At 46.4% G+C, this 21,478-nt stretch carries 18 protein-coding genes; 7 read left to right on the top strand and 11 right to left on the bottom strand.

Translation table 11 applies throughout. The features are described from left to right. Nucleotides 1-19 precede the first annotated feature (19 nt). The 11 genes from Q4Q57_RS00250 to Q4Q57_RS00300 all read right to left on the bottom strand — a co-directional run bounded on the left by Q4Q57_RS00250 (nucleotide 20) and on the right by Q4Q57_RS00300 (nucleotide 10,277). Nucleotides 20-1,543: a winged helix-turn-helix domain-containing protein gene (locus Q4Q57_RS00250; protein ID WP_311889204.1), complete on the bottom strand. Its 1,524-nt coding sequence runs from the start codon at nucleotides 1,541-1,543 to the stop codon at nucleotides 20-22. A 466-nt stretch (nucleotides 1,544-2,009) separates the two neighbouring features. Further along, nucleotides 2,010-2,537, bottom strand: a complete 528-nt coding sequence (locus Q4Q57_RS00255) for a DUF4303 domain-containing protein (RefSeq protein ID WP_259563265.1) — start codon at nucleotides 2,535-2,537, stop codon at nucleotides 2,010-2,012. A gap of 122 nt (nucleotides 2,538-2,659) precedes the next feature. Next, nucleotides 2,660-3,016 (bottom strand): NTF2 fold immunity protein, encoded by a 357-nt coding sequence (locus Q4Q57_RS00260; RefSeq protein ID WP_311889478.1) that lies wholly within the window; start codon nucleotides 3,014-3,016, stop codon nucleotides 2,660-2,662. Next, complete coding sequence (locus tag Q4Q57_RS00265) at nucleotides 2,949-3,092, bottom strand: hypothetical protein (protein ID WP_261273799.1); 144 nt, start codon at nucleotides 3,090-3,092, stop codon at nucleotides 2,949-2,951. Before Q4Q57_RS00265 ends, Q4Q57_RS00260 begins: the two co-directional genes overlap by 68 nt. 185 nt (nucleotides 3,093-3,277) lie before the next feature. Next, the gene (locus tag Q4Q57_RS00270; protein WP_311889205.1) at nucleotides 3,278-4,564 is read right to left on the bottom strand and encodes an acetyl-CoA hydrolase/transferase C-terminal domain-containing protein; all 1,287 of its coding nucleotides are present in this window, start codon (nucleotides 4,562-4,564) and stop codon (nucleotides 3,278-3,280) included. Nucleotides 4,565-4,843: 279 nt separating this feature from the next. After that, nucleotides 4,844-5,620, bottom strand: a complete 777-nt coding sequence (gene lepB, locus Q4Q57_RS00275) for a signal peptidase I (protein WP_311889206.1) — start codon at nucleotides 5,618-5,620, stop codon at nucleotides 4,844-4,846. 304 nt (nucleotides 5,621-5,924) lie between these two features. Then, nucleotides 5,925-7,061, bottom strand: a complete 1,137-nt coding sequence (locus Q4Q57_RS00280) for an ABC transporter permease (protein ID WP_311889208.1) — start codon at nucleotides 7,059-7,061, stop codon at nucleotides 5,925-5,927. Then, complete coding sequence (locus Q4Q57_RS00285) at nucleotides 7,051-8,007, bottom strand: ABC transporter ATP-binding protein (protein ID WP_311889210.1); 957 nt, start codon at nucleotides 8,005-8,007, stop codon at nucleotides 7,051-7,053. The genes Q4Q57_RS00280 and Q4Q57_RS00285 overlap by 11 nt, the downstream gene beginning before the upstream one ends. Next, nucleotides 8,004-9,107, bottom strand: coding sequence for an HlyD family efflux transporter periplasmic adaptor subunit (locus Q4Q57_RS00290; protein WP_311889211.1), 1,104 nt, complete (start codon nucleotides 9,105-9,107; stop codon nucleotides 8,004-8,006). Before Q4Q57_RS00290 ends, Q4Q57_RS00285 begins: the two co-directional genes overlap by 4 nt. Beyond that, the gene (locus Q4Q57_RS00295; protein ID WP_006085296.1) at nucleotides 9,104-9,805 is read right to left on the bottom strand and encodes a TetR/AcrR family transcriptional regulator; all 702 of its coding nucleotides are present in this window, start codon (nucleotides 9,803-9,805) and stop codon (nucleotides 9,104-9,106) included. The genes Q4Q57_RS00290 and Q4Q57_RS00295 overlap by 4 nt, the downstream gene beginning before the upstream one ends. A gap of 124 nt (nucleotides 9,806-9,929) precedes the next feature. Next, nucleotides 9,930-10,277 (bottom strand): hypothetical protein, encoded by a 348-nt coding sequence (locus Q4Q57_RS00300; protein WP_011846399.1) that lies wholly within the window; start codon nucleotides 10,275-10,277, stop codon nucleotides 9,930-9,932. Nucleotides 10,278-11,114: 837 nt separating this feature from the next. Between Q4Q57_RS00300 and Q4Q57_RS00305 the strand changes: the two genes are divergently transcribed. From Q4Q57_RS00305 to Q4Q57_RS00340, 7 genes are all read left to right on the top strand, one after another. Continuing rightward, a complete protein-coding gene (locus Q4Q57_RS00305; protein ID WP_006085294.1) occupies nucleotides 11,115-11,972 on the top strand; it encodes a hypothetical protein in 858 nt (285 codons plus the stop codon). A gap of 11 nt (nucleotides 11,973-11,983) precedes the next feature. Next, entirely contained in the window at nucleotides 11,984-13,312 is a 1,329-nt protein-coding gene (locus Q4Q57_RS00310) for a DUF4785 domain-containing protein (RefSeq protein WP_311889212.1), read from the top strand. A gap of 515 nt (nucleotides 13,313-13,827) precedes the next feature. Next, nucleotides 13,828-17,094 carry a winged helix-turn-helix domain-containing protein gene (locus Q4Q57_RS00315; RefSeq protein WP_311889214.1) on the top strand — a complete coding sequence of 1,089 codons (3,267 nt, stop codon included), beginning with the start codon at nucleotides 13,828-13,830 and terminating at the stop codon, nucleotides 17,092-17,094. Between the two features lie 89 nt (nucleotides 17,095-17,183). After that, entirely contained in the window at nucleotides 17,184-17,555 is a 372-nt protein-coding gene (locus Q4Q57_RS00320; RefSeq protein WP_107402229.1) for a DP-EP family protein, read from the top strand. A 260-nt stretch (nucleotides 17,556-17,815) separates the two neighbouring features. Continuing rightward, complete coding sequence (locus tag Q4Q57_RS00325; RefSeq protein WP_311889215.1) at nucleotides 17,816-18,373, top strand: hypothetical protein; 558 nt, start codon at nucleotides 17,816-17,818, stop codon at nucleotides 18,371-18,373. 681 nt (nucleotides 18,374-19,054) lie between these two features. Then, nucleotides 19,055-20,101, top strand: a complete 1,047-nt coding sequence (locus Q4Q57_RS00335) for a transposase (protein WP_311889216.1) — start codon at nucleotides 19,055-19,057, stop codon at nucleotides 20,099-20,101. A 301-nt stretch (nucleotides 20,102-20,402) separates the two neighbouring features. After that, nucleotides 20,403-21,431, top strand: coding sequence for a diguanylate cyclase (locus tag Q4Q57_RS00340; RefSeq protein ID WP_006081041.1), 1,029 nt, complete (start codon nucleotides 20,403-20,405; stop codon nucleotides 21,429-21,431). Nucleotides 21,432-21,478 lie beyond the last annotated feature (47 nt).

Raw genomic sequence — 21,478 nt, forward strand, 5'->3', positions numbered from 1 at the left:
TTAGAGTTTAAAGGTCGCTTCATTGCGACCTTTTTGCAGAGGCTTTAGGAAGATATGGGGCGGCTGTATCACAATAATTAGCAAACATTGCCCAAGAATGGATGTCAGCGGTAAGCGCTTTGTCTTGGAATAACACGCCCCACACACCTAAACATTGACTCGTGAGTTTCTCGCGGGACAACTGCTCAAAAACCGTTTTTGACGGTACGACTAAAGACAAAGAGACTAATGATTTAAGGTAGTAATAACGGAAAAGTTCAGGTTTATCATCTTTAAGGGCAATATTTGACAACACTAAATAAATAAATGCGTTGTCGATTTGATTATTGAAGTGCCCCTTCAACAAGCGTTCACGTGCGCGTTTATGATTTCCAATTCTAAAATCAAGCAGACCCAGCCAAATTTCAGTTTCTTCACTCGGGAAAGGAAACAACTTGTCGATACGATTGAGCCAAGTTTGTATTTGATCAGACTTGAGCTCTGGGTCAAGCAACAGTCGTCTGGCAAGATAATTGGCCTGAAACATACTGGGGTTATCAGCATCTAGCTGTTGCGCTAAAGTTTGATTGATAAAGGTATGAGTTTGCTCTGTATTGGCAGAGGCTATGACTGGCAACTTAAAATAATCAATCAAATCATCAGTGATCTTTTGTATATCTTGGTCGAGTGAGCCAGTAGAGAGAATATACTCACCGCGATACGTTTGCTTTTCGCTGCTGTGGTACACCAACTCAACCCGTGCAGTAAGCTGATCGGATGTAGGAGCTTTGTCGAGTCGCAAATTAAGTTTGTAGTCCGAAAATAAGGTGTTGCCATCGCCAGGCCAATATTCACTATCATTGAGCGGGCTTAAAAAATAGGTTGGATCATCCTGATTAAGCACATTGATATAGGGGTAAGCGACGAGTTGTGAAAGTAACGCGGTTTTGATCGCTGTAACATAAGGACTGGCAGCACTATTGGTGACATGAATTCGGTTTAGCACCAATTCAACCACAGCAATAGTGATATGAGCATCCTGTCGTGTTGTTGCGGTGAGCGGATTAACAGGCGCTATTATAGGTAATTTTTGCGACTGTTGATAGATAAAAAAGCCCGCAATCATCAGCAGACCCATATAAACCAAATGAATCATTATCTTTGATTGAACAGGTTTCGATGGTGCTATCAGATCAGCTGCGCTGTCGATTAAAGTAACTCGCGTCGCATTGAGGTAGTAACCCTTTTTAGGATAAGTCACTAATAATTTAGTTGCATCCAGTTCAGGCGAGCTCTCTTTAAAAATGGCACGTAGCGTACTAATTCGATTAGTCAGGACATTTTTAGAAATATAATTGCTCTGCCAAACCCGACTGATAATGTCTTCTGCCGCAATCGGAGTACCTGTTTGCTGTAAAAAGACTTCAAGCAGTTCTATGCTTCGAGGTTCTAATTCAATTCCTTGAGCATTTTTGCTCAATTGGCGAGAGGCTGGATCATATACAAGTTCATCGATTGCGATGGTACATTGACGGGCTTTTGCTTGGGCTAACATATCAGCCATAAATCAGGTACCTATCGTATTTTGGTGTTGATGGATGCGAGGTGATAAAAGTTGTCGAAGCACATGCTCCTCAAAGTGCAACGCCTACATCAAGTATGTCTTCTAAGGATGCGATACATTGATGCCATTCTCCAATCGATTTGTTTGCTAAGCGAGATTTAATATCAAACATAAAAACCTATAATATCAATAAAATACAAAATCATCTCGAAGAAAACGCGGTATTTTCATCATGAAGAGTGTAGTAGTCAACTAAATTTAATAAAGCTGCGGTGCTATTTTGTATAGCTTAGGTAGATTGAAATGCCCTCGCAATACCCAATTAACCTATGTTGAATAGATTTAAGTGATGATTGTTAACCGTGTAGGGCTTGAACAAAGTCATCGGAGAATCTGTGCAATTGGATATCATGACCGACGAATAAAAGCATAAGATATTGATTTTAATTTTTTTTAAATTTAATAACTATAAAAATCTATCAGCCAGCATATCAGCAACATCTTCATCATGGTCGATACTAAAGGCCATAAAACCATCGATTTTAGGGATCGCTTGATAGACTTCAGTTTGGGTAAACTGCACTAGGCATTCGTTAAACACTGCGCGTATTTGCCGTGCTATCTCCTCCCACTCACTAAAGTCATCCTCGGGTAAGCTCTGTTGAATCGTCTGCAACTCATCCTCTGAAAGCAGGTAACATGTACTAAAACATTGATACTCCCAGTCACCTGTATTGAATTTAAGTTCTTGGATGGCCTCAGGGCTTTGGTATGACTCAGCCCATTTCCCAGACTGGTAATAGGCCAATCGCTGCTGAAAATCTGCCTCGGTATTAAAACAAAGATTTAATTCTGCGTATTCGGCATGGGTGTCAAAAGCAAAGGCATGAAAGGTTTTATCAGGATGAGCTAATAAAAATTGCTCAACCTCAACCGTTGTAAACCGCAATGTCTCGGCTTTGATTCGAGCAATAAGAGCATTATCTAATGGCATAAAGATGTTCCATTTATACAATATTTTTTGTGTCTCAGTGCATCACTTAAATTAAACCGACGTTACTAAACTCAATGCTTTAGTCATTTTTTACTGACGTCAAGCATTGAGATTAAGCTGAATTAAAGGATTTGTACGCTCCATTTCTCATTACCATAGCGACGGTTTTTATAGCTATCGATACGCCATTCATCGGCTTTTTTGAGAGCAATAAACAAATACTCATCTTCGAAGTTAGTGCTGGTTTTAATATAGATTTCGGCTCTGCTTTTATTTTTTAAAGTGACTTGCACCTCAAGAGGATGATCGCAACCATTAAATTTTGAAGGAAACCCGAAGGAATTACGCACTTTTCCGCCGTAAACGCGCTGTTTTTCGGTGCAAAAATCGTCAAATAACGGCGCTAATTGCTCATTCAGCCACTGGCAATTCCTGCCGTAGCTTATCTTCTTCGGCAGTTCTTTCGGTATAGAGGGTATTTTCGATACTGTTCCAGCGCGTACAAAAAGATAACACCCTCTCTGTTAAATATGCTTTTAATTCAATCTCATCCATTTAAATCATTGACGCCTTTCTTTATAAGTCTGTCGGTCAAACCCGCCGAGAGTTTATACCATATCGGGACAGACGAATGACTCTTTTCCGCGATTAAACGACGTATTAAAACCAACCCTTTACGCTCAAACGAGCTTGCACCACTGCAAACTCGGCAGCAAGCCATAACACCAAGATTTACAATGCTATAGATTTAATCCCCACACCTCAAAGGCATCACGACTCAGTTGTTCCCTAAAATCTGGGTGAGCGATGGCGATCAGCGCTTGTGCCCGTTCGCGCAGGCTGCGGCCGCGTAGATTAGCGGCGCCGTATTCGGTCACAATATAATGCACATGGGCCCGAGTGGTAACGACACCCGCGCCGGGTGATAACACGCTTGCGATGCGAGAAATTGTGCCGCCCGCAGCCGTGCTGGGCAGCGCAATTACAGAGCGCCCACCTTCGGATAACCCTGCACCGCGGATGAAATCCATCTGGCCGCCGACGCCGGAATAGATTTTAGTGCCAATCGAATCGGCGCACACTTGGCCAGAAAGGTCGACCTGCAGCGCCGAGTTAATTGCCATTACATTGGGGTTTTTACGGATAATGGACGTGTCGTTGACTTGCTCTATGTCCATAAAAATAACCGCCGGATTATCATCAACATAGTCGTATAACTTTTGACTCCCCAGGGCAAAACCTGTGACTAATTTCCCCGGATAAAATCGCTTCTTGCTGTTGTTAATCACGCCCTTTTCAACCAGTTGTAATATGCCGTCAGAAAATAGCTCAGTGTGAACGCCCAAATCCTTATGGTCGGTTAAGCAAGATAAAACAGCATCGGGGATTGCGCCTATGCCCATCTGCAGGCAATCGCCATCGCGTACCAATTGGGCGACATTTTTGCCAATCGCCAGACTCACGGCATCGCCCGTACCAAAAGAATGGATCGGCAAGGCCGCACTTTCTTCATACACAGCGGCAAAACGGTCGATATGGATAAACCCATCGCCGTGGGTGCGTGGCATTTGTGGATTAATATGGGCGATGATCTTGCCCACCACTTGACAGGCCGCAAGCGTGGCTTCGACCGAGATCCCTAAGGAACACATGCCGTGCTTATCGGGCGGCGATACTTGGATAATCGCAGTATCAATTTTTTGCTCGCCGGAGCGAAACAACTTAGGCACTTCAGACAGGAAAATCGGCACATAATCCGCATCACCACTTTGCAATAATGCCCGCGTCGGCAGACCACCGAAAAAACACCGATGGCGTAAATGTCCCTGTAAACTCGGATGGCTTAAGGATTCAGCGCCTTCGGTATGTAATTGTAATAAGGTGAGATTGTCTTTAGTGAGTGCGTGCTGCGCCAACGCATCGAGCAAGATACGCGGCGTGGCGCCCATGGAATGCGTCCACAGCGTCTCGCCACTTTGAATTAATGCAACGGCTTCGAGCGCGCTATGACAAATGATTGCAGGCATAATGAATTCCCTTCCCTAAGCATGATGGCGGCAATGGCCCTAGCGGTAGTGTAAGGGATATCCTAATTAAGCAATATCGATTTCAATGGCTTAGCGCGACTGTTTATCTATAGTTTGCGCTATATCAAACTCTGGATTATTAATTGGATCTCAAAATACACATTCAACCTATTTTGGCACTAGAGGTTAATAAAGCCTCTGGCTAAAATGCTTTGCAACAGTTTGATTAGGGATAACACCAATAAGCCCGTATTAGGTTATCCCCATCAGCACTCAGCCTTACCAAATATATATCACTTTACCAATAATCAAGTCTTGAGGAATAAACCCAAAATATCGACTATCTAAGCTATTGTCTCTGTTATCACCTAAGACGAAATACTGACCAGCGGGAACTAACCATTCACCCCTTAATGTGTTTTCCTGCACATAATAGCGATCAACCAGTTCTTTCTGATGGCGGAGTAATAATACCTGATAGTGAATGTCATCCAGCGACTCTTGGTAAACGGCTTGAGTCTCAGTGCTCAACTCGGGTAATAAATTTTTATCGATACGTTCGTATTGTGAGTCCAATTCTGCACACGCTTCCCTCGATACATCACAGGCTTTCTGCACAAAAATGGTTTTATCACGATAGATAATCCTATCGCCGGGTAAACCAATGACACGTTTAACATAGTCAATTTTCGGGTTTGCAGGGTATTGAAATACCAATATATCCCCTCTTGCGGGTGTGACCGATGGCGTCGACTTAGCCAGTTGAAAACCTAGATATCGATAGTTACCAAAACCATATTTGCTCACCAACACATGATTGCCGGGCGCTAACGTCGGCTTCATGGAAGAGGCCGGAATACTAAAAGGCTCAAAGAAAAAACCTCGTAACACAATCTGCGGCAACATCATCAAAGCGTAACTTGCTAACACTATCCACCAACGAGCATACCAGCGGCGGGGTTGAGTAATATCGTAACGATGGGCGATCATAAACCCGTGAATGGGACAAATAACAATAAATAACCAAGAGAGGTAAATATGTTGAAGCCAAGCCATATTCCCCGATTTAAATGGGAAATAATTTGAGTGTAAAAATACATCCACGGCCGCTATAATCAGCGCAACAATACAATATCGAATAAAATATTTAAATTGATTAACGTATAAAAATACAAACGGCTGAAAAAATATACCTAATAATACTGCGAGCCAAGTTTTTGGCTTCCATTGAATATCCAATTGAACTCCGTTTCACCCTAGATTTGGAAAACGGCATCATAATTCACAGCCCAAGCTAGCACAACCTCATTCCCAGTCGCTGATAGCCTGTCATGCGGCTATCAGCATGCTGTTAACAATATTAATCTAGACGCTTAGAGAATCTCATACTGGCGATAAATAGCCCGACACAGGTAAAACCTATCATCCACAGGGCATCAAATTGCAGATCCATCACTTGAGCATCGCGTAGCACTATGGCCCGTGACATGCGCATAAAGTGGGTTGCGGGTAAGGCTTCGGCAATCCACTGCGCCGCGATGGGCATGGCCTCATAGGGGAACATAAACCCCGACAAGAGAATCGATGGCAGCAGGATAAATACCGTCATTTGCATCGATTGCAACTGGGTTTTCGCTATGGTCGAAATCACTAATCCTAGAGTTAAACTAGCGCAAATGAACAACATAGCGGCAAGGGCGATGGAATCAAGCCCGCCACGAATCGGCACATCAAACAACAAATGCCCTGCGCTCAGGATAATGGTCACTTGCACAAAGCCGACGATCACATAGGGCACGATTTTACCCAGCATCAACTCCAGCGGCCGTACTGGTGTAGTGATCAAAAACTCCATATTGCCCTGCTCGCGCTCGCGCACTATGGCGGCAGAGGTGAACATCACCATGGTCATAGTCAAAATCACGCCCAGCAGGCCGGGTACGATATTGACCACAGAGCGCTGCTCAGGGTTGAAATATTGCACCACTTCAAAACTCGGCATCACGGCTTTTTGCACTCTCCCTGCGACTGCATCCAGCGGCATTTGCCTAAGGCTACGAATGGTTGAGGCGACAACCGTATCAGAACCGTCCACCAGCCATTGGCCGACAGGTTGTGATAAATAAGGCTGAGCTAAATATTGCTGACCCACAAAGCTTGGGTGACGCACTAAGCGCTCATCGAGATCGGCGGGCAAATACAGCACAGCTTTAACTTCGCCGCGAGTGATCGCCGCTTCTGCCTCGGCTGCACTTAAATAACGCTGTTTGAAATCGACCACCTGCGTCGCTTCTACCGCCTGCACCAATGAGCGGCTGTAGGCAGAATCGCTCAAATTCACCAGCCCCGCGGGCAGATGGCGCGCATCGGTATTGATGGCATAACCAAACAACATCAGTTGCACTAGCGGGATCATGACTATCATGCCAAAGGTCATACGATCCCGTGACAATTGCCGCAACTCTTTGACGACAATTGCAAAAATTCTACGCCACATGGTTAGTTGCTCCCTTGGACACCCCAGCCAAACGCTCGCCGGTGCAAGTGACAAACACATCCTCTAGGCTAGCGCGCACTTCTTCCATCGTCCGGCTGGCAACCCGAGGTTTAAGCCAAGCGAGCGGATCTTCAATATCGCTGCGCACTAACACCCGTAAACGACTGCCGATTTGCGCCGCCGACAAAACCGCTGACTCGCTGATCAATGATTGCTTTAAATTGCGTAAATCATCCCCTGAAATTTCAACCACCCGAGCGCCCATCGCCGCCATCAGCTGCTGGGGTGAACCGTCGGCGCGTTTTATCCCTCGCTCTAAAATCGCCAGACCGTGGCAACGCTCGGCTTCATCCATATAGTGGGTCGACACAAGAATCGTGGTGCCTTGGGCGCAGAGATCGAATAAGCGCTCCCAAAACTCGCGCCGATTCTCGGGATCGACCGCTGAAGTTGGCTCATCGAGAAACAGCAATTCAGGGTGATGCAAGGTCGCCGCCGCTAATGCCAAACGCTGTTTCTGACCGCCACTCATGGAGCCCGCCATTTGTTTTTCTCGGCCGACTAAATCGTACAGCGTGACTAACTCGGCTATCCGCAGCTTTGAGGCTCGGCGGTTCAAACCATAAATTTGCGCGACAAACTCTAAGTTTTCCCGCACAGAAAGATTGTCGTACAGGGAGAATTTTTGCGTCATATAGCCGATGCGGCGACGCAGTTTTTCCTCGGCGCCGGGTAAGGTTTCACCCAAGACGCGGATTTCCCCCGATGTTGGACTTAGCAGCCCAGTCAACATACGAATTGAAGTGGACTTTCCGCAGCCATTGGGGCCAAGAAATCCATAAATGGTTCCCTTAGGAATGGCGAGATCGAGGTCTGCCACCGCATTGACGCCGCCAAAGGCGCGGGTCATGCCTTGGGTCTCGATAGCAAAGTCGGTGTGGCTCATGGCAGCTCCACGGCTAATGCCATGCCCGTCGGTAAATCCTGCCCCTCGGCAGAAATCGTAATATCTGTCAGATACATCAACCGTGCTCGGTCACGCTCATTCAGCGCATAAAACGGCGTATAAGCGGGCTGACTGCGGATATTACGCACAGTGCCAGCAATCGGCATTTCGCGGCCATCCACTCGGATATTGACCTTATCACCCGCCTTCACTCTGTCTAACCAAGTCGCGGGCAGATAAACCCGCACATAGGGATGCTCGCTCGCCAACAAACCAATCAACTGAGTGCCTGCGGCAATGCGATCGCCGACTCGCCAAGGCAACGTATCGACAACGGCGTCACGCGCCGCCACTAAGCTCAAGTCGGCTAAGGCTTTTTGTTCAATAGCGACACTGGCGCTGGCGGCGGCCACCGCGGCTTTAGCTTGTTCTAGCTGCTCACTACGGGTGCCATTTTCTAATAGACGCAGGCTTTGCTCCGCCTCGGCTTGCTTGGCTAAACTGGTATCCCGCGCCGCACGGGCGGTATCTAAATCCGCTTGGCTCAGCACTTTAGTGGCATACAAACGGTTGGTACGCTCAAACGCACGCTGCGCTTCTTTCACGCTGGCATTCGCCCCATCGAGCACGGCCTTAGCGCGTTCTATATCCTCTAAACGCGCACCAGTCACAGCCTCAGACAGCTTAGCCTTGGCTTGTTCAAGCTCGGCTTGACGCAGGGCAAGGCGCGCATTGGCCGAGGTCGAATCGAGCGTGAGTAGCACTTCGCCCGCCTTAACCTGCTGACCTTCAACCACATTTACCTGAGTAATCAACTCACCCACGGGCGCGGTCAGTGTCAGTCTGTCACGCTCGACTGTGCCAAGGACGCTCGGCGACTCTTGGCTGCAAGCCGCTAACTGCAGCAGCAAACAGCCTAAAACGACACCTGTCGCGACTCTTTTAGCTAATGCGGTTTGATTAGTTAACTTATTGTTACTTAACTTGCTGCTACTTAAACTGTTGTTACTTAAACTTTTGTTACTTGAGTTGTTTTTACTGAAACGATTGCGACTAAAATCTTGGTCATTCAACATCGTTAAACCTTTCGTTGAGCTCATGATTGGCTCCTTGGTTCACATAACAGTCCCTGCGTAAAAACCTGCATATTGTGCAGAGCTAAGCGCTGCAAAAGCGCAGCATCGGCATCAAAAAAGCCGAACTGACGCATTAATACGGGCGGGGCAATAAGCGGAAATACCATAAGACTCACAAAACTTAGCCGTGCTAAATCGGGGTCGACGCCCTCTTTTAATAATCCCGAATTAACTAAGGTGGATTCGAGCCATTGCCGCGACAGAGTTAACACTTGCTCAAATACAGACAAGATAATCCGATAGGGTTCCGAGCCATCGCCCTCCTGCAATACCCGTATAATCAGCCGTGGCAAGCCAGGGTTGGGCGCCATAACGCGATAGTAGGTCTGCATGATTTCGCCGACATTATTCGGCGCTTCAGCCGCGGATATTTCGCGTAAGCGGGTTAATACGGGCTCAAGGGTTTCCCGTACCATTTGTTCGAACAAACCCGCTTTCGAACCAAAATAGTAACGGATAAGTGCGGCATCGACCTCGGCTTCGCGGGCGATTTCACGGGTAGACACAGTAGGATAACTACGATGACTAAAGAGACTTAAGGCAGCGGTTATTAAGCGTTGACGCGCGTCTGAGTTCCCCTTTGGACGACCGAGAATGGGCGGTGATTCAGGTTGGGCGCTAAATGGAACGACGCCCCTAGGACGACCGGGAATAAGCGACATGGCAGGCTCCAGCAAAATTCATCTATTGATGAATATACTGAAACGCCGCGTAAAAAGGCAGCAGTTAAATTCCTCATTTTCATTGGTATTGAGGAATTTAACCCTAAAGCGTCAAGACTAAAATTTATGCACCTTTGACTATGGCACCTAAACGGCTGACAAATTGCTGCACGGCTTCGACTGTGTCAAAGCTAAAGGCAAGTCCATAGTGGGTTTCGGTGAGACTCTTATGCAAACGCTTTGGAAAACGAGTCATCTCCGCATTGTGGAAATAATCGTATTTGGCATGCACGCCTGCAATGGTGGCGAGTTCGCCAGAAAAAACCTCAAATGCGGGCCGAATAATCAAGTTCGGGGATTTACCGTCGAGGTGTAAATAGAACGCCTCTTTAGTGTCTGGGAGCATGTATTCGGTAATGTTTTTTATGGTGAAATTAGTGCGGCATTGCAATCCACTTAAGCAGCTCACCATCTCATTATGTTCTATCGCCAAACTTATTCTCCCTGATCTCTTTAATCCTGCCCAAGTCGCATTACATCTCGTATTTCAGCATCGCTCAATCATTGTTTGAATCGTTGTTTCTATTGGTGATTCAACCAATGGTTCAATCAATGACTTGATAGCTGACTTATCATAAATGCGTGCATTCTTGGCAGTATGGGTATTTATCACGTTGATACTACGTTAACTCAGCTCAGCCTAATCGGTTTACGCTGTAAATGCACTAAGCTGATGTCGATCTCCCAAAAGTGAACAAGCAAGTTTTACAGATTTATCCAAAAAACCTTTATATACAGAACGATAAACCTATTAACTCAAACGCAAAGCCAATGTCACAGAAAATTCTTTTGCGTAATCGAGCCATGATTTCAAACACCATAAAACACAGTACCATTTATTAGTCATTGCTTATCATCACCTTATCGCCCTCGATATTGACATTAAAACGTATGCTTTAAAATACTGCCATGCTATTCAATTGTATGGTGATTTTTTTACTTGCCAGCTCAAAATGTTGCGTCTAGGTTAAGAAGCTTGAGTTAAGTCCTGTTGATAATGGCTAAGTTACGGCAATCACATCGGCAGCCATCCTAAACTAGCGCATTCACCCTATCCCGTCGTATTCAGGCCTTAAATCATGTTCTACCCAAAGTGAGTAACCCGCGCCTATGGCGCATATAACCCGAGCCATGTCAGCCGATTTAACGCTAAATTACGGCAAATCCTTAGCATTAACCGATTTGCCCTAAACAGTCGCAACGGACTGCGCGGCCACTATCAACAAGACCAACAACACGAGATATACCCATGAAGATCAAAAAAGCCCTCATGCTCTTGGGTCTGTTAGCTGTCAGCCCAGCGACATTAGCTGCAACCGGAGTTGCCTTTATCCACGGTACGGGTCACCAGACCAATGCCTTAGCCGATTACTGGACGCCCGAATTTGTTAACTCAGTGCGCCAAGGCATCCCAGTGCCAAACAATTACACAGTGATCAACTGCGACTTTGACCAATATATGTGGGAAGAAAGCGCCGCAGGTTGTCTGGCGACCCAGCTCAATAGCTTTATCCAAGCCAAAAATATCGACGACTTAATTCTGCTGACCCACTCCAATGGTGGCAACGTAGTGCGGTGGATTTTATCTAACCCCACGTGGGACAGTCGTTATCCTGCGGTGATCAACGCCACCTCAAAGGTTATCGCCCTCGCCCCATCCAGTGCTGGTACGCCGCTGGCCGATGCGGTGAACCAAGGTAATGTGTTCGAAACCAGCTTAGGCTGGCTCTTAGGCTATGGCAGCAATGCGGTGAAACAACAGCAAGTGGGTTGGATGGCAAACTACAACAACACTATGCTCTACGGCACTGCAGGTCGCCCATCGCTGGGTAAACCCTTCGAGGTCGTGGTGGGCTCAGATGTTGATTCCGCCATTTGGGACAGCGACAGTTACTGCGCGGGTTACCAATACCAAGTCGCGCTCGAAACCACTCAAAACTGGCTCGATAGCTGCTCCGACGGCTTCTTAAATTGCAGCTCGCAAAAGGCAGCTGGCACAGTCTGGTTTACCGATAAACAAAAGACCCGTGGCCAAGAACCCCTAAGCCATCAGCAGAGCCGCCGTGCGTGTTTCAATTTAGACACGCTGATCCGCAACCACATTTAAGGAGCACTAAGATGCATACACTCAGCAAACTTGCCAGTGTCTTGGCGCTAAGCGGACTGCTCACAGCCTGCCAAGACGAAGCCACACCCATAGATCCCAAAACCAATGCCAGCCCTATGTACGCCAAAGGGTTAACCCTAGCCGCGCCGAGCAATACCGATCTTGTCGATAGCAATATTGCCAGTCCAACACTGGCGCCCATTAACACCAGTACGGATTACATTAGCTTTATCACCCCTTTGTATGGCGAGTATCAGGCAAGCGCGCCGCAGCTTGAACAAGCCAGCCAAAGTGACGAGTATTGGGTCAATGTAACCGGCGCTCAGCTTAATGCGGGCGTGGGCCTCACCATGAGCCAAGCGTCGAGCCTAGTGCGCATTGCGCCTCGGGGCGATACCAGTTCTGGCGCCTTAATGCATGCAGAGGCTATTGCCCCTGAGCGCGTACAAATTCAGCGCGTTAGCCCTAATCAGTCACCCCAAGGCAAAGCGGCCAACAGCAGTGGGATAAACACTAATGAGTCATTGGTCAAATCGATGGCCAACGCCGATGCCCTTGCTAGCGCAGGATTAACCGATGATTCCAGCGCACTGCAAATGTCGGCGAAAGCCACACCGGGCCAATATCGCCTGCAGGTCAGTCAGCCGTTAACGCCAAGCGCAAACTACTTAGTCAATGTGAAGGAAAAAGGCTCGCCCTATCAACTGAGTGTCAAAGCCTCCTCCGCTATCGCGGCTGATGCGCAAACCCTTGGGCTTGAACTCGCACTCAGCCAAAGTGATAACACCTTCGTGCCGCAGGCAACACTCAAGCAAGCCGATGGCGATATGCAACCACTCTTGATGGTAAAACAAGGTGAGACATGGCAAGCGGTGATCCCCGCAGGCGTGGCACTTTCGAGCAGCAATGCGGGTTTCAGTGAAGTTGAAATTACAGTGCAAACCCAAGTCGATGGCCGCCCAGTGCAGCGCACGGTCAAATCTGTCTTTAAGTCCTATGTCAATTCGGCGAGCATCAAGCCCGAAGTGCTTACGGTTTGGGATAAAGGCCTGCCTAACCAAATCAACTTTGAGTTATCGGTCGCCGAGGCGGGACGTTTTGGCTTAAGTGGCACGTTAACCGGCACCAATGCCGAAGGTCAAAAGGTGGCGATTCTACGTACCCAAGCGGCTAATTGGCTAACCCCAGATTCGCCAAAGTTAAAGCTGATGTTAGATCCTAAGCTCATCCAAGCCTCGGGTTTACAGCCGCCATTCGAACTCAATGAGTTAGAACTGCAAGATCAAGGTCAAATGGCCAGATTAAGCTATCAAGCCACGGCATTGATCTTAACCCGCTGACATTAGAGGCTCATGTTAAGGGGCTGATATTAACGAGCTGATAGAAGACGCGGGCTTTAAATGCCAATGTTAAACCAGAGGCGAGGCTCAAGTTAACCGCCCCAAGCTAACACGACAAAGTTAGCCCGATAAAGTTAATCCGCCCGAGTTTTCTCTCTCATTGAAAAGTGCCCATAGTGGGCACTTTTCCATTATTGATGTTTTGCTAATAAACAGCCAAAAGCCGCCGCGTTATTTAACATGCTACGTAAAGCACAAACTGTTGACAGAAAAATGACAAGCTGCAGATGATTACCCATAGCTGCCATGAATAAAATTTACATTGATTATCAAGGGTTATTCCTTTTAAATAACAAATGTAATAGGCATAATGTCAAGGCTTTGACATCAAACCTTAGGCTGACAACAGCCGAGCACTTACAATAAAAAATAACAAAAATATAACTATAAGAGTGGTAACTAACGATACGTTTTCCCACAGTACGCTAGCCAATACTCAATAAATGGATATCGTTATGAGTGACAGCACATTTTTCTTTGGTGAGTGGCAAATCAATCCCAGCGCCAATAGTCTGCTCCTTGGCAAACAAGTCAAACAACTTGAGCCCAAGGCGATGGATGTGCTGTTATTTCTCTGCCAACGGGCGGGCGAAGTCATCAGCAGTGATGAAATAGTCAGCCACTGCTGGCCGGGTGTTGATACTGGCGACAACCCACTACATAAAATTATCAATCAGTTACGTAGAGCATTAGGCGATAGCGCCACCGATCCCACCTATATAGAAACCATACGCAAACGCGGCTATCGCACCTTAGCCGAAGTGCGTTTTCCTATCGGCCACGAAGCCACCGCCAGCCCGCAAAGTTGGCAAGGCGGCTCGCCCTTTCCGGGTCTGCAAGCCTATAGCGCTAACTATGCCGAGGTGTTTTTTGGTCGCAGTGAACAAATCAGCACTTTGCTTAACCGTATCAGCCAGCAAATCATCTATGGCCGTGCCTTCTGTCTGGTTTTAGGCCCAAGTGGCAGCGGTAAATCCTCCCTGATAAATGCCGGTGTCGTCCCCAATTTAATGAAGGGCGGTGGCTATAACGGCATTGGCGTCGCGTCATTCAGCAGCTTAGATTTTGCCGATGTGAGTAAAGGGCAACTGCTAACCGATCTTGCCAGCGCTATGCTCGACTGGGAAATCAATGACACGCCAGTATTCGAAGGCATGAGTGCCGATACTCTGGCGGTTCAACTCATCGAAGATATCCAAGGCGTAATCAACCAGTGCACCCAAGCTCTCAAGGTTCAGCCCTTTACTCAGCCGTTTTTTGCCTTGTTTATCGACCGATTAGAAGTGTTGCTCTCATCACCGCTATTTAGCGACACCGAGCGCACGGTATTTGTTGAACTGCTGGAACAACTCGCTACCTCTAAGGCCGTGATTATTATCAGTGCCTGTCGCAACGATTTTTATCCTTTACTTGTGGGCTACCCAAGCTTAATGGCCGGTAAATCTCGCGGCGCCCACTTTGACTTAGCGCCGCCGACACGCACTGAACTGTTGCAAATGATCCGCCTGCCTGCGGTGGCCGCCAACTTAAGCTGGGAAGTTGACAGCGAAACCGCGATGCCGCTCGATGAAATGCTCTGCAGCGACGCCGCCAGTAACCCAGATGCACTGCCCATGTTGCAATACACGCTGCAGGCCTTGTATTTGCAGCGCAGCGCCGACGATAAGTTATTAGTCTCGGTTTATCATGCCCTTGGCGGTATTGAAGGGGCGATTGGTAAAAATGCCGAGCAAGCGATTTCCCATTTAAGCGATGCCGAAAAAGCCAGTCTGCCACGGATTTTATCCCTGCTAGTCACCTTGCGCGAAGATGAAAAGTCCATCACCAGCCGCACCGCCCGCTGGTCGCAGCTGCAAAGCACCGCCGAAACCGCCCTAGTGCAAGCCATGGTCGATAGCCGCTTATTCGTGTCGCATCTGCAAAATGGTGAACCCTGTTTTAGCATCGCCCACGAAGCCCTGCTGCGCCGTTGGCCACGGGCGACGGCTTGGATTAGCGAACATAGTGACAGTTTGAGCATTAAGAGTCGCCTGCAGCATCTTTCAACACGCTGGCTCAGCGAAGCCAAACACAGCGCCTATCTACTCGCTGAAGGTAAACCTTTAAAAGAAGCCCAAAGCCTCAGCCAAAATCCGTTATTCGATTTAGACGATCCCGAAACCGCCTTTATCGCAGCCTCCACCAAACGCGCCAATATGTTGCGCTGGACGAGGCGTTTAACCGTTACCCTGTTATGCGTCCTCACCCTCACCTCCATTATCATGAGTGTGCGCAGCATAGAAGCTGAAAAACTCGCCCTGCAAAAACGCCTCGCCGCCGAAGATTTGCTCGGTTTCATGGTGGGCGACTTCGCCGACAAGATGCGCGGCATCGGCCGAATGGACTTACTCGACGGGATCAGCAATAAAGCACTGGAATATTTCAGTGATTTTTCCAATGACAACGGCGATCAACATCTGAGCCTTGAAGCTCGCCTACAACATGGACAAACACTAGAGGCAATGGGTGAAGTCGCGTATTCACGCGATAAGCTAGATGAGGCCAAGACAGCGCTTCTCGCCGCTCAAACTAAGCTAACCAATCTCTATACTGAGCAACCGACAAACCTAGAGTTATTAAAAACCTTAGGCGCAAATGCATTTTGGCTTGGGCAGATAAAATACGATATGAGTGATTGGGAAAGCGCTAAGCCCTACTTTGAGCAGTATCTAAGTTATAGCCAGGTCATGTATAAGCTAGCTTCCGACGATAAAAATGCTCTCATGGAACTATCCTACGCTAACAATACGCTAGGTTCACTAGCAATGAAGCAACAGCAATTTGATAAAGCTACAAGCTACTTCGATGAGTCACTCAGACTAAAATTATTAGCTCTGACTCAGGATCCTAACAATAAGCAACTGCAGGCAGATATAGCAGATACTCGTTCTTGGCTTGCACGAACGTGGCGTTCTAGAGGTCAACTAAACTCTGCTATATCTATACATAATCAGCTTCAAACAGAGTTGAAGTCTATTACAAAAACAAATAATACGGATGGCTATCTACTTGATCGATATGCCAGCAGTTTGAGGACCAGCTCTACTTTGTTTGAATACCAAGGCTCAATGCTTGAAGCATTCAATAACGCCTTGCAGGGTGAAAAACTGATGCAACAAGCAGTAATATTAGATCCTAAAAATACCGCTTGGAAAACCCAGCTTTATTATCTCAAATTCCAATTAATGTCACTTAACGCAACACTCAAAGATCCACGAAGTTATTATACACCTGAATATTTGCGAGCTGAGCTTGAACAAGAGAATAAGGCTTTCATTAACAGCCGACGCTATAGTGCACTCAAAGCAATATTCCTCAAAAATTCGGCACAGTACTATTTTATAATGGGAAAAAATCAACAATGCAAAGAATCACTTGAGGAGGCCTCACTCATATTAAATGAAATAATAAAAGACGCACCCGATGATTTTAAGTATCTTGCCAGCTTTGCTGAAGTTGAGCTACTTAGCGCCAAATTATCTAAACAACGACAAGATATGCCTGCAGTTCAAAAATCCTGCATTCAAGTCAAAGAAATGCTAGAACCGATCCAACAAAAAGATAGAGATCCTCAGTACCTACAACCCTACGCTAAAGCGCTAGATTGCCTCGGAACATTGGAGAAAAATCAAACGCTGCTAAGTAGTTTAAAGACTATGGGGATAACCAACTTCAATTTTTAACCTGATTTATAAGTAATAAGTATCTTTGTTATCGTAAATAAAAATAACTGAAAGTCGTAATAATTAAACACAAACATAAGGAAAAGTTTATGAGCCAATTTCAGGCAACCCGAGATCCTTTGATTAATCTTTCTATACAAATTAATGACGGTCAAGCTGTATTTAGTTATTCCAAAGATGGCGAGCCCTGCCATGGAAATGTCGAGGTTTATAAAGCAGAAGCTATCCGCTACCAATTAATCGATACCCCTGACTTAGTTCAGTTTGTTGGTGTTGGTTTTCTAAATCCTTTTAATGGCAACATAAATAGTGTGTTGATTGAAGAGGGGGGAAGAGTAGTAACCATTAATGATTTGCATAAAACAGCTGGAATTATCAAATTCCAATTAATTCTAAAATATGCTGATCACTCTGTATGGCTTATAAGTCCAGATCCACAAATTATTGACCGAGAAGATTAGATCTTTCTGAAATACTGGGAAAAGCGGGGACCGCCATATCTTTTCGAGATAAGTGCCTCCTGAAATGAGCTCTAAATGCTCTGTCGCTGCGGCAGAGCATTTCTCACAAGACATCCGCTTATCCTCCGTTTTCCCATAACAGCACTGTCTTTGGTTGCTAGTGACGCTGAAAAAGCGGGGAACAGCCATGTCTTATTATGCATTGTTCCCTCCTTTACTAGGCTTTTAATTATCTTGATTTTGTCTGTGTGGAGTTTGTCATGACTTCGGCCAGAAGACTGTTAATTGATACCAGTGCTACGCCCTTCTATCATATGATAAATCGCTGTGTCAGAAGGGCTTTTTTGTGCGGTGAAGATAAACTCACGGGGCGCAGTTATGAGCATAGACGAAGAATTAATGCACTCAAGCAGGTAAATAACATCATCATCTCACCGCAAGCACCAGTCCAATCCGCAAAAAATAAGCCTCAAACGATAAACAAATCTCTCGCCAAGTTCGATGCGGCGACACACTCTAGTCAACAAACGGGCATCCCTTTTCATTTTGCGGATTATCTGGAACTTATCGATTGGACTGGCCGCGCGATTCGCCATGATAAAAAAGGCTTTATCGATAATCAGCGACCAAAAGTGCTCAATGAGTTAGGGATTGCATCCGATGCATGGCTGCTTTCAGCCAAAGAGTTTTGCCGCCAGTACAGTGGCATCAGTGGTCGTTGGGATGCGATGTGCGCTTTTAAACTTCAGCAAGGAGGTAAATGGTGTAGGGGAAAATCGAGTAGCGAAGCTCTGCATCCAAATCAACCTTTAGGGTGAACGAGCCATTTCCCCACTCTTTATCTGCGGTTAAATTTCGATACTAACATCCTTTGCGCTTGCCGCTTAATAGCCAAAAATCCACTCATGGGTGCCACTCTTTTAACTTAGCCATGCCCAAAAACCTCGCTCAGTTCTGCTAAATCAAAGAATTTATCGCGAGAAGAGTAAATTTAAAACCTTTATAAACAATAGATTAAATCGGAAGGTAAGCAGAAGGTATCTTTTCTTTGCGAAGAACAAATAAGTGGGGACAGCCATGTCTTTTATGCTTTGTCCCCTCTTCGAATAAGTGGGGACAGCCATATCTTTTTGTGCTTTGTCCCCTCTTCTACTAGTCTTTAAATTATCTTCACCTTGTCTGTTTGGAGCGAGTGATGACCTCGGCCAGAAGAATGCTTATCGATGCTAATACAACCCCCTTCTATCATGTGATTAATCGCTGTGTCAGAAAGGCTTTTTTGTGTGGTGAAGATAAACTCACTGGGCGCAGTTATGAGCATCGACGTGGCTGGATTGTCGATAAAAAGAAAAAGCGGGGACAGCCATATCTTTTCGAGATAAGTGACTCCTGAAATGAGCTCTAAAGGAGAAAAGCCGGGACAGCCATGTCTTTTTGTGCTTTGTCCCCTCTTCTACTAGTCTTTAGATTATCTTCACCTTGTCTGTTTGGAGCGAGTCATGACCTCGGCCAGAAGAATGCTTATCGATGCTAATACAACGCCCTTCTATCATGTGATAAATCGCTGTGTCAGAAGGGCTTTTCTGTGCGGTGAAGATAAACTCACAGGCCGCAGTTATGAACATAGACGTGGCTGGATTGTCGATAAAATCAAAGCATTATCTGCTATCTTTTGTATCGACATTTGCGCCTATGCAGTGATGAACAACCATTACCATCTAGTACTTAAAATTGATGTTGAGGAAGCAAAAACCTTAAGCCCAAAAGAGGTTATCAGCCGGTGGTGTCAAATAACTAAAGGCCATACTGTCGCAACTAAGTATATGAATGGTGAAGCTTTAATTGACGGTGAACGCATGCTGCTCGATGGGTTAATTACCGAATGGCATGAACGTTTATCCAGCATATCTTGGTTTATGCGCTGCCTGAACGAAGAAATTGCCCGTAAAGCGAATCGTGAAGATGAGTGTAAAGGCGCGTTCTGGGAAGGCCGTTTCAAATCCCAAGCTTTGCTAGATGAGCAAGCCTTACTAGCCTGCATGATGTACGTGGATTTAAACCCTATTCGAGCAGGGATTGCCGACTCTTTACAATCTTCTGATTTCACCTCTATTCAAGAAAGAATTAGTGCACTCAAGCAGGTAAATAACATCATCATCTCACCGCAAGCACCAGTCCAATCCGCAAAAAATAAGCCTCAAACGATAAACAAATCTCTCGCCAAGTTCGATGCGGCGACACACTCTAGTCAACAAACGGGCATCCCTTTTCATTTTGCGGATTATCTGGAACTTATCGATTGGACTGGCCGCGCCATTCGCCATGATAAAAAAGGCTTTATCGATAATCAGCGACCAAAACTGCTCAATGAGTTAGGGATTACATCAGATGCTTGGCTCAGCTCTGCTAAAGATTTTCGCCGCCAGTACAGTGGCATCAGTGGTCGTTGGGATGCGATGTGCGCTTTTAAACTTCAGCAAGGTGGTAAATGGTGTAGAGGAAAATCGAGTAGCGAAGCTCTGCATCCAAATCAACCTTTAGGGTGAACGAGCCGTTTTCCACTGTTTATCTGCGGTTAAATTTCGACACTAACATCCTTTGCGCTTGCCGCTTAATAGCCAAAAAGCCACTCATGAGTGCCACTCTTTCAACTTAGCCATGCCCAAAAACCTCGCACGTTTCAGCTAAACCTGAGAATTCACCGTGAGAAGAGTAAATTTAAAATCTTTATAAACAATAGATTAAATCGGAAGGTAAGCAGAAGGTATCTTTTCTTTGCAGAGAATAAAGTCATCATCAGAAAAGCGCTTAGCGCAGATGACATTAGGTTCACGGAGAATGATAACAATGACAAGCTCACCTAAACAGACTCGCTCACAACATCCATTATCACTTGTGGGTGAAGACAATGGCTTACAGTGTACTGCGCAGCAAGGCTTGGTCGAGCCCGCATTGCCGTTAACCTTCTTCGAGCATGCCTCGATTGAAACGATTCAACAGTTTATTCAGCATCTGACCGAGCCGGTGATTATCGTCAATGCCCAAGGTTACATTTACTTTAGCAATAGCAAAGGTGCTGACTTACTGACATGCCCTCAGGCCAGTTTGAAGGGACAAGATTGGCGTAACTTTTTGACCGAGCACCATCAAGCTCGCTACGACAATCTGCTGAGCAATGATATTAAACTAGGCAAAAACTGCGGCATTCCAGTGCAGCACTGCGCCGAAGAAATCACCCTCATTACCGCCTCAGGCAAAGCAAAAGATGTCGAACTTTCCATTTCCTACATCCCCAGCCATGAACCTCTGTTCGTGATGATGATGCACGATTTAACGCAGCACAAAGCGGAGAATCAAAAGCTACGTAAATTGGCCGCCACAGATTCACTGACTGGGCTGGCGAACCGCCGATACTTCGACGAAATGCTGCATCACTATTGGGAAGAATGCACAGGTAAGCTGCGCCCTATCAGCGTGGTGATTATCGATGTGGATTATTTCAAAGTGTTCAACGACCAATTCGGCCATATCCAAGGCGACGAATGCCTACGTAAGATTGCCAAAGTGATTGCTGACATAGTGCCGATAGACATTGGCCTGGCAGCGCGTTACGGCGGTGAAGAATTCGCGCTAATTCTACCAAGCCACAATGCCAAAATGGCACTGACGATTGCCCAAAAAGTGCAGCAAGGGATTAATGACCTGCGCTTTACTGAGCAAGGCCTGCGCGACTATGTATCTGTGAGCGCGAGCCAAGGGATTGCGAGTGAAATCAATGGCCAATTCCGTACCTCACTCGCCATGCTGTGCGCCGCCGATACCGCATTGTATCGCGCCAAAGCCGATGGCCGTGACAGGATCAATACGTCGCTTTAATCCCCATTAATTGGCGACTTATTAAACCAAAACTGATTTACCCGCGA

It is taken from the genome of Shewanella sp. SP2S2-6, from assembly GCF_031931965.1.
GTDB classification, from domain to species: domain Bacteria; phylum Pseudomonadota; class Gammaproteobacteria; order Enterobacterales; family Shewanellaceae; genus Shewanella; species Shewanella baltica.

Excerpts from the sequence above, each read along its gene's own strand:
- Q4Q57_RS00250 (WP_311889204.1), bottom strand. The coding sequence starts at position 1,543 with ATGGCTGATATGTTAGCCCAAGCAAAAGCCCGTCAATGTACCATCGCA.
- Q4Q57_RS00255 (WP_259563265.1), bottom strand. The coding sequence starts at position 2,537 with ATGCCATTAGATAATGCTCTTATTGCTCGAATCAAAGCCGAGACATTG.
- Q4Q57_RS00265 (WP_261273799.1), bottom strand. The coding sequence starts at position 3,092 with ATGGATGAGATTGAATTAAAAGCATATTTAACAGAGAGGGTGTTATCT.
- Q4Q57_RS00270 (WP_311889205.1), bottom strand. The coding sequence starts at position 4,564 with ATGCCTGCAATCATTTGTCATAGCGCGCTCGAAGCCGTTGCATTAATT.
- lepB (WP_311889206.1), bottom strand. The coding sequence starts at position 5,620 with ATGGCTTGGCTTCAACATATTTACCTCTCTTGGTTATTTATTGTTATT.
- Q4Q57_RS00280 (WP_311889208.1), bottom strand. The coding sequence starts at position 7,061 with ATGTGGCGTAGAATTTTTGCAATTGTCGTCAAAGAGTTGCGGCAATTG.
- Q4Q57_RS00285 (WP_311889210.1), bottom strand. The coding sequence starts at position 8,007 with ATGAGCCACACCGACTTTGCTATCGAGACCCAAGGCATGACCCGCGCC.
- Q4Q57_RS00290 (WP_311889211.1), bottom strand. The coding sequence starts at position 9,107 with ATGAGCTCAACGAAAGGTTTAACGATGTTGAATGACCAAGATTTTAGT.
- Q4Q57_RS00295 (WP_006085296.1), bottom strand. The coding sequence starts at position 9,805 with ATGTCGCTTATTCCCGGTCGTCCTAGGGGCGTCGTTCCATTTAGCGCC.
- Q4Q57_RS00300 (WP_011846399.1), bottom strand. The coding sequence starts at position 10,277 with ATGGTGAGCTGCTTAAGTGGATTGCAATGCCGCACTAATTTCACCATA.
- Q4Q57_RS00305 (WP_006085294.1), top strand. The coding sequence starts at position 11,115 with ATGAAGATCAAAAAAGCCCTCATGCTCTTGGGTCTGTTAGCTGTCAGC.
- Q4Q57_RS00310 (WP_311889212.1), top strand. The coding sequence starts at position 11,984 with ATGCATACACTCAGCAAACTTGCCAGTGTCTTGGCGCTAAGCGGACTG.
- Q4Q57_RS00315 (WP_311889214.1), top strand. The coding sequence starts at position 13,828 with ATGAGTGACAGCACATTTTTCTTTGGTGAGTGGCAAATCAATCCCAGC.
- Q4Q57_RS00320 (WP_107402229.1), top strand. The coding sequence starts at position 17,184 with ATGAGCCAATTTCAGGCAACCCGAGATCCTTTGATTAATCTTTCTATA.
- Q4Q57_RS00325 (WP_311889215.1), top strand. The coding sequence starts at position 17,816 with ATGACTTCGGCCAGAAGACTGTTAATTGATACCAGTGCTACGCCCTTC.
- Q4Q57_RS00335 (WP_311889216.1), top strand. The coding sequence starts at position 19,055 with ATGACCTCGGCCAGAAGAATGCTTATCGATGCTAATACAACGCCCTTC.
- Q4Q57_RS00340 (WP_006081041.1), top strand. The coding sequence starts at position 20,403 with ATGACAAGCTCACCTAAACAGACTCGCTCACAACATCCATTATCACTT.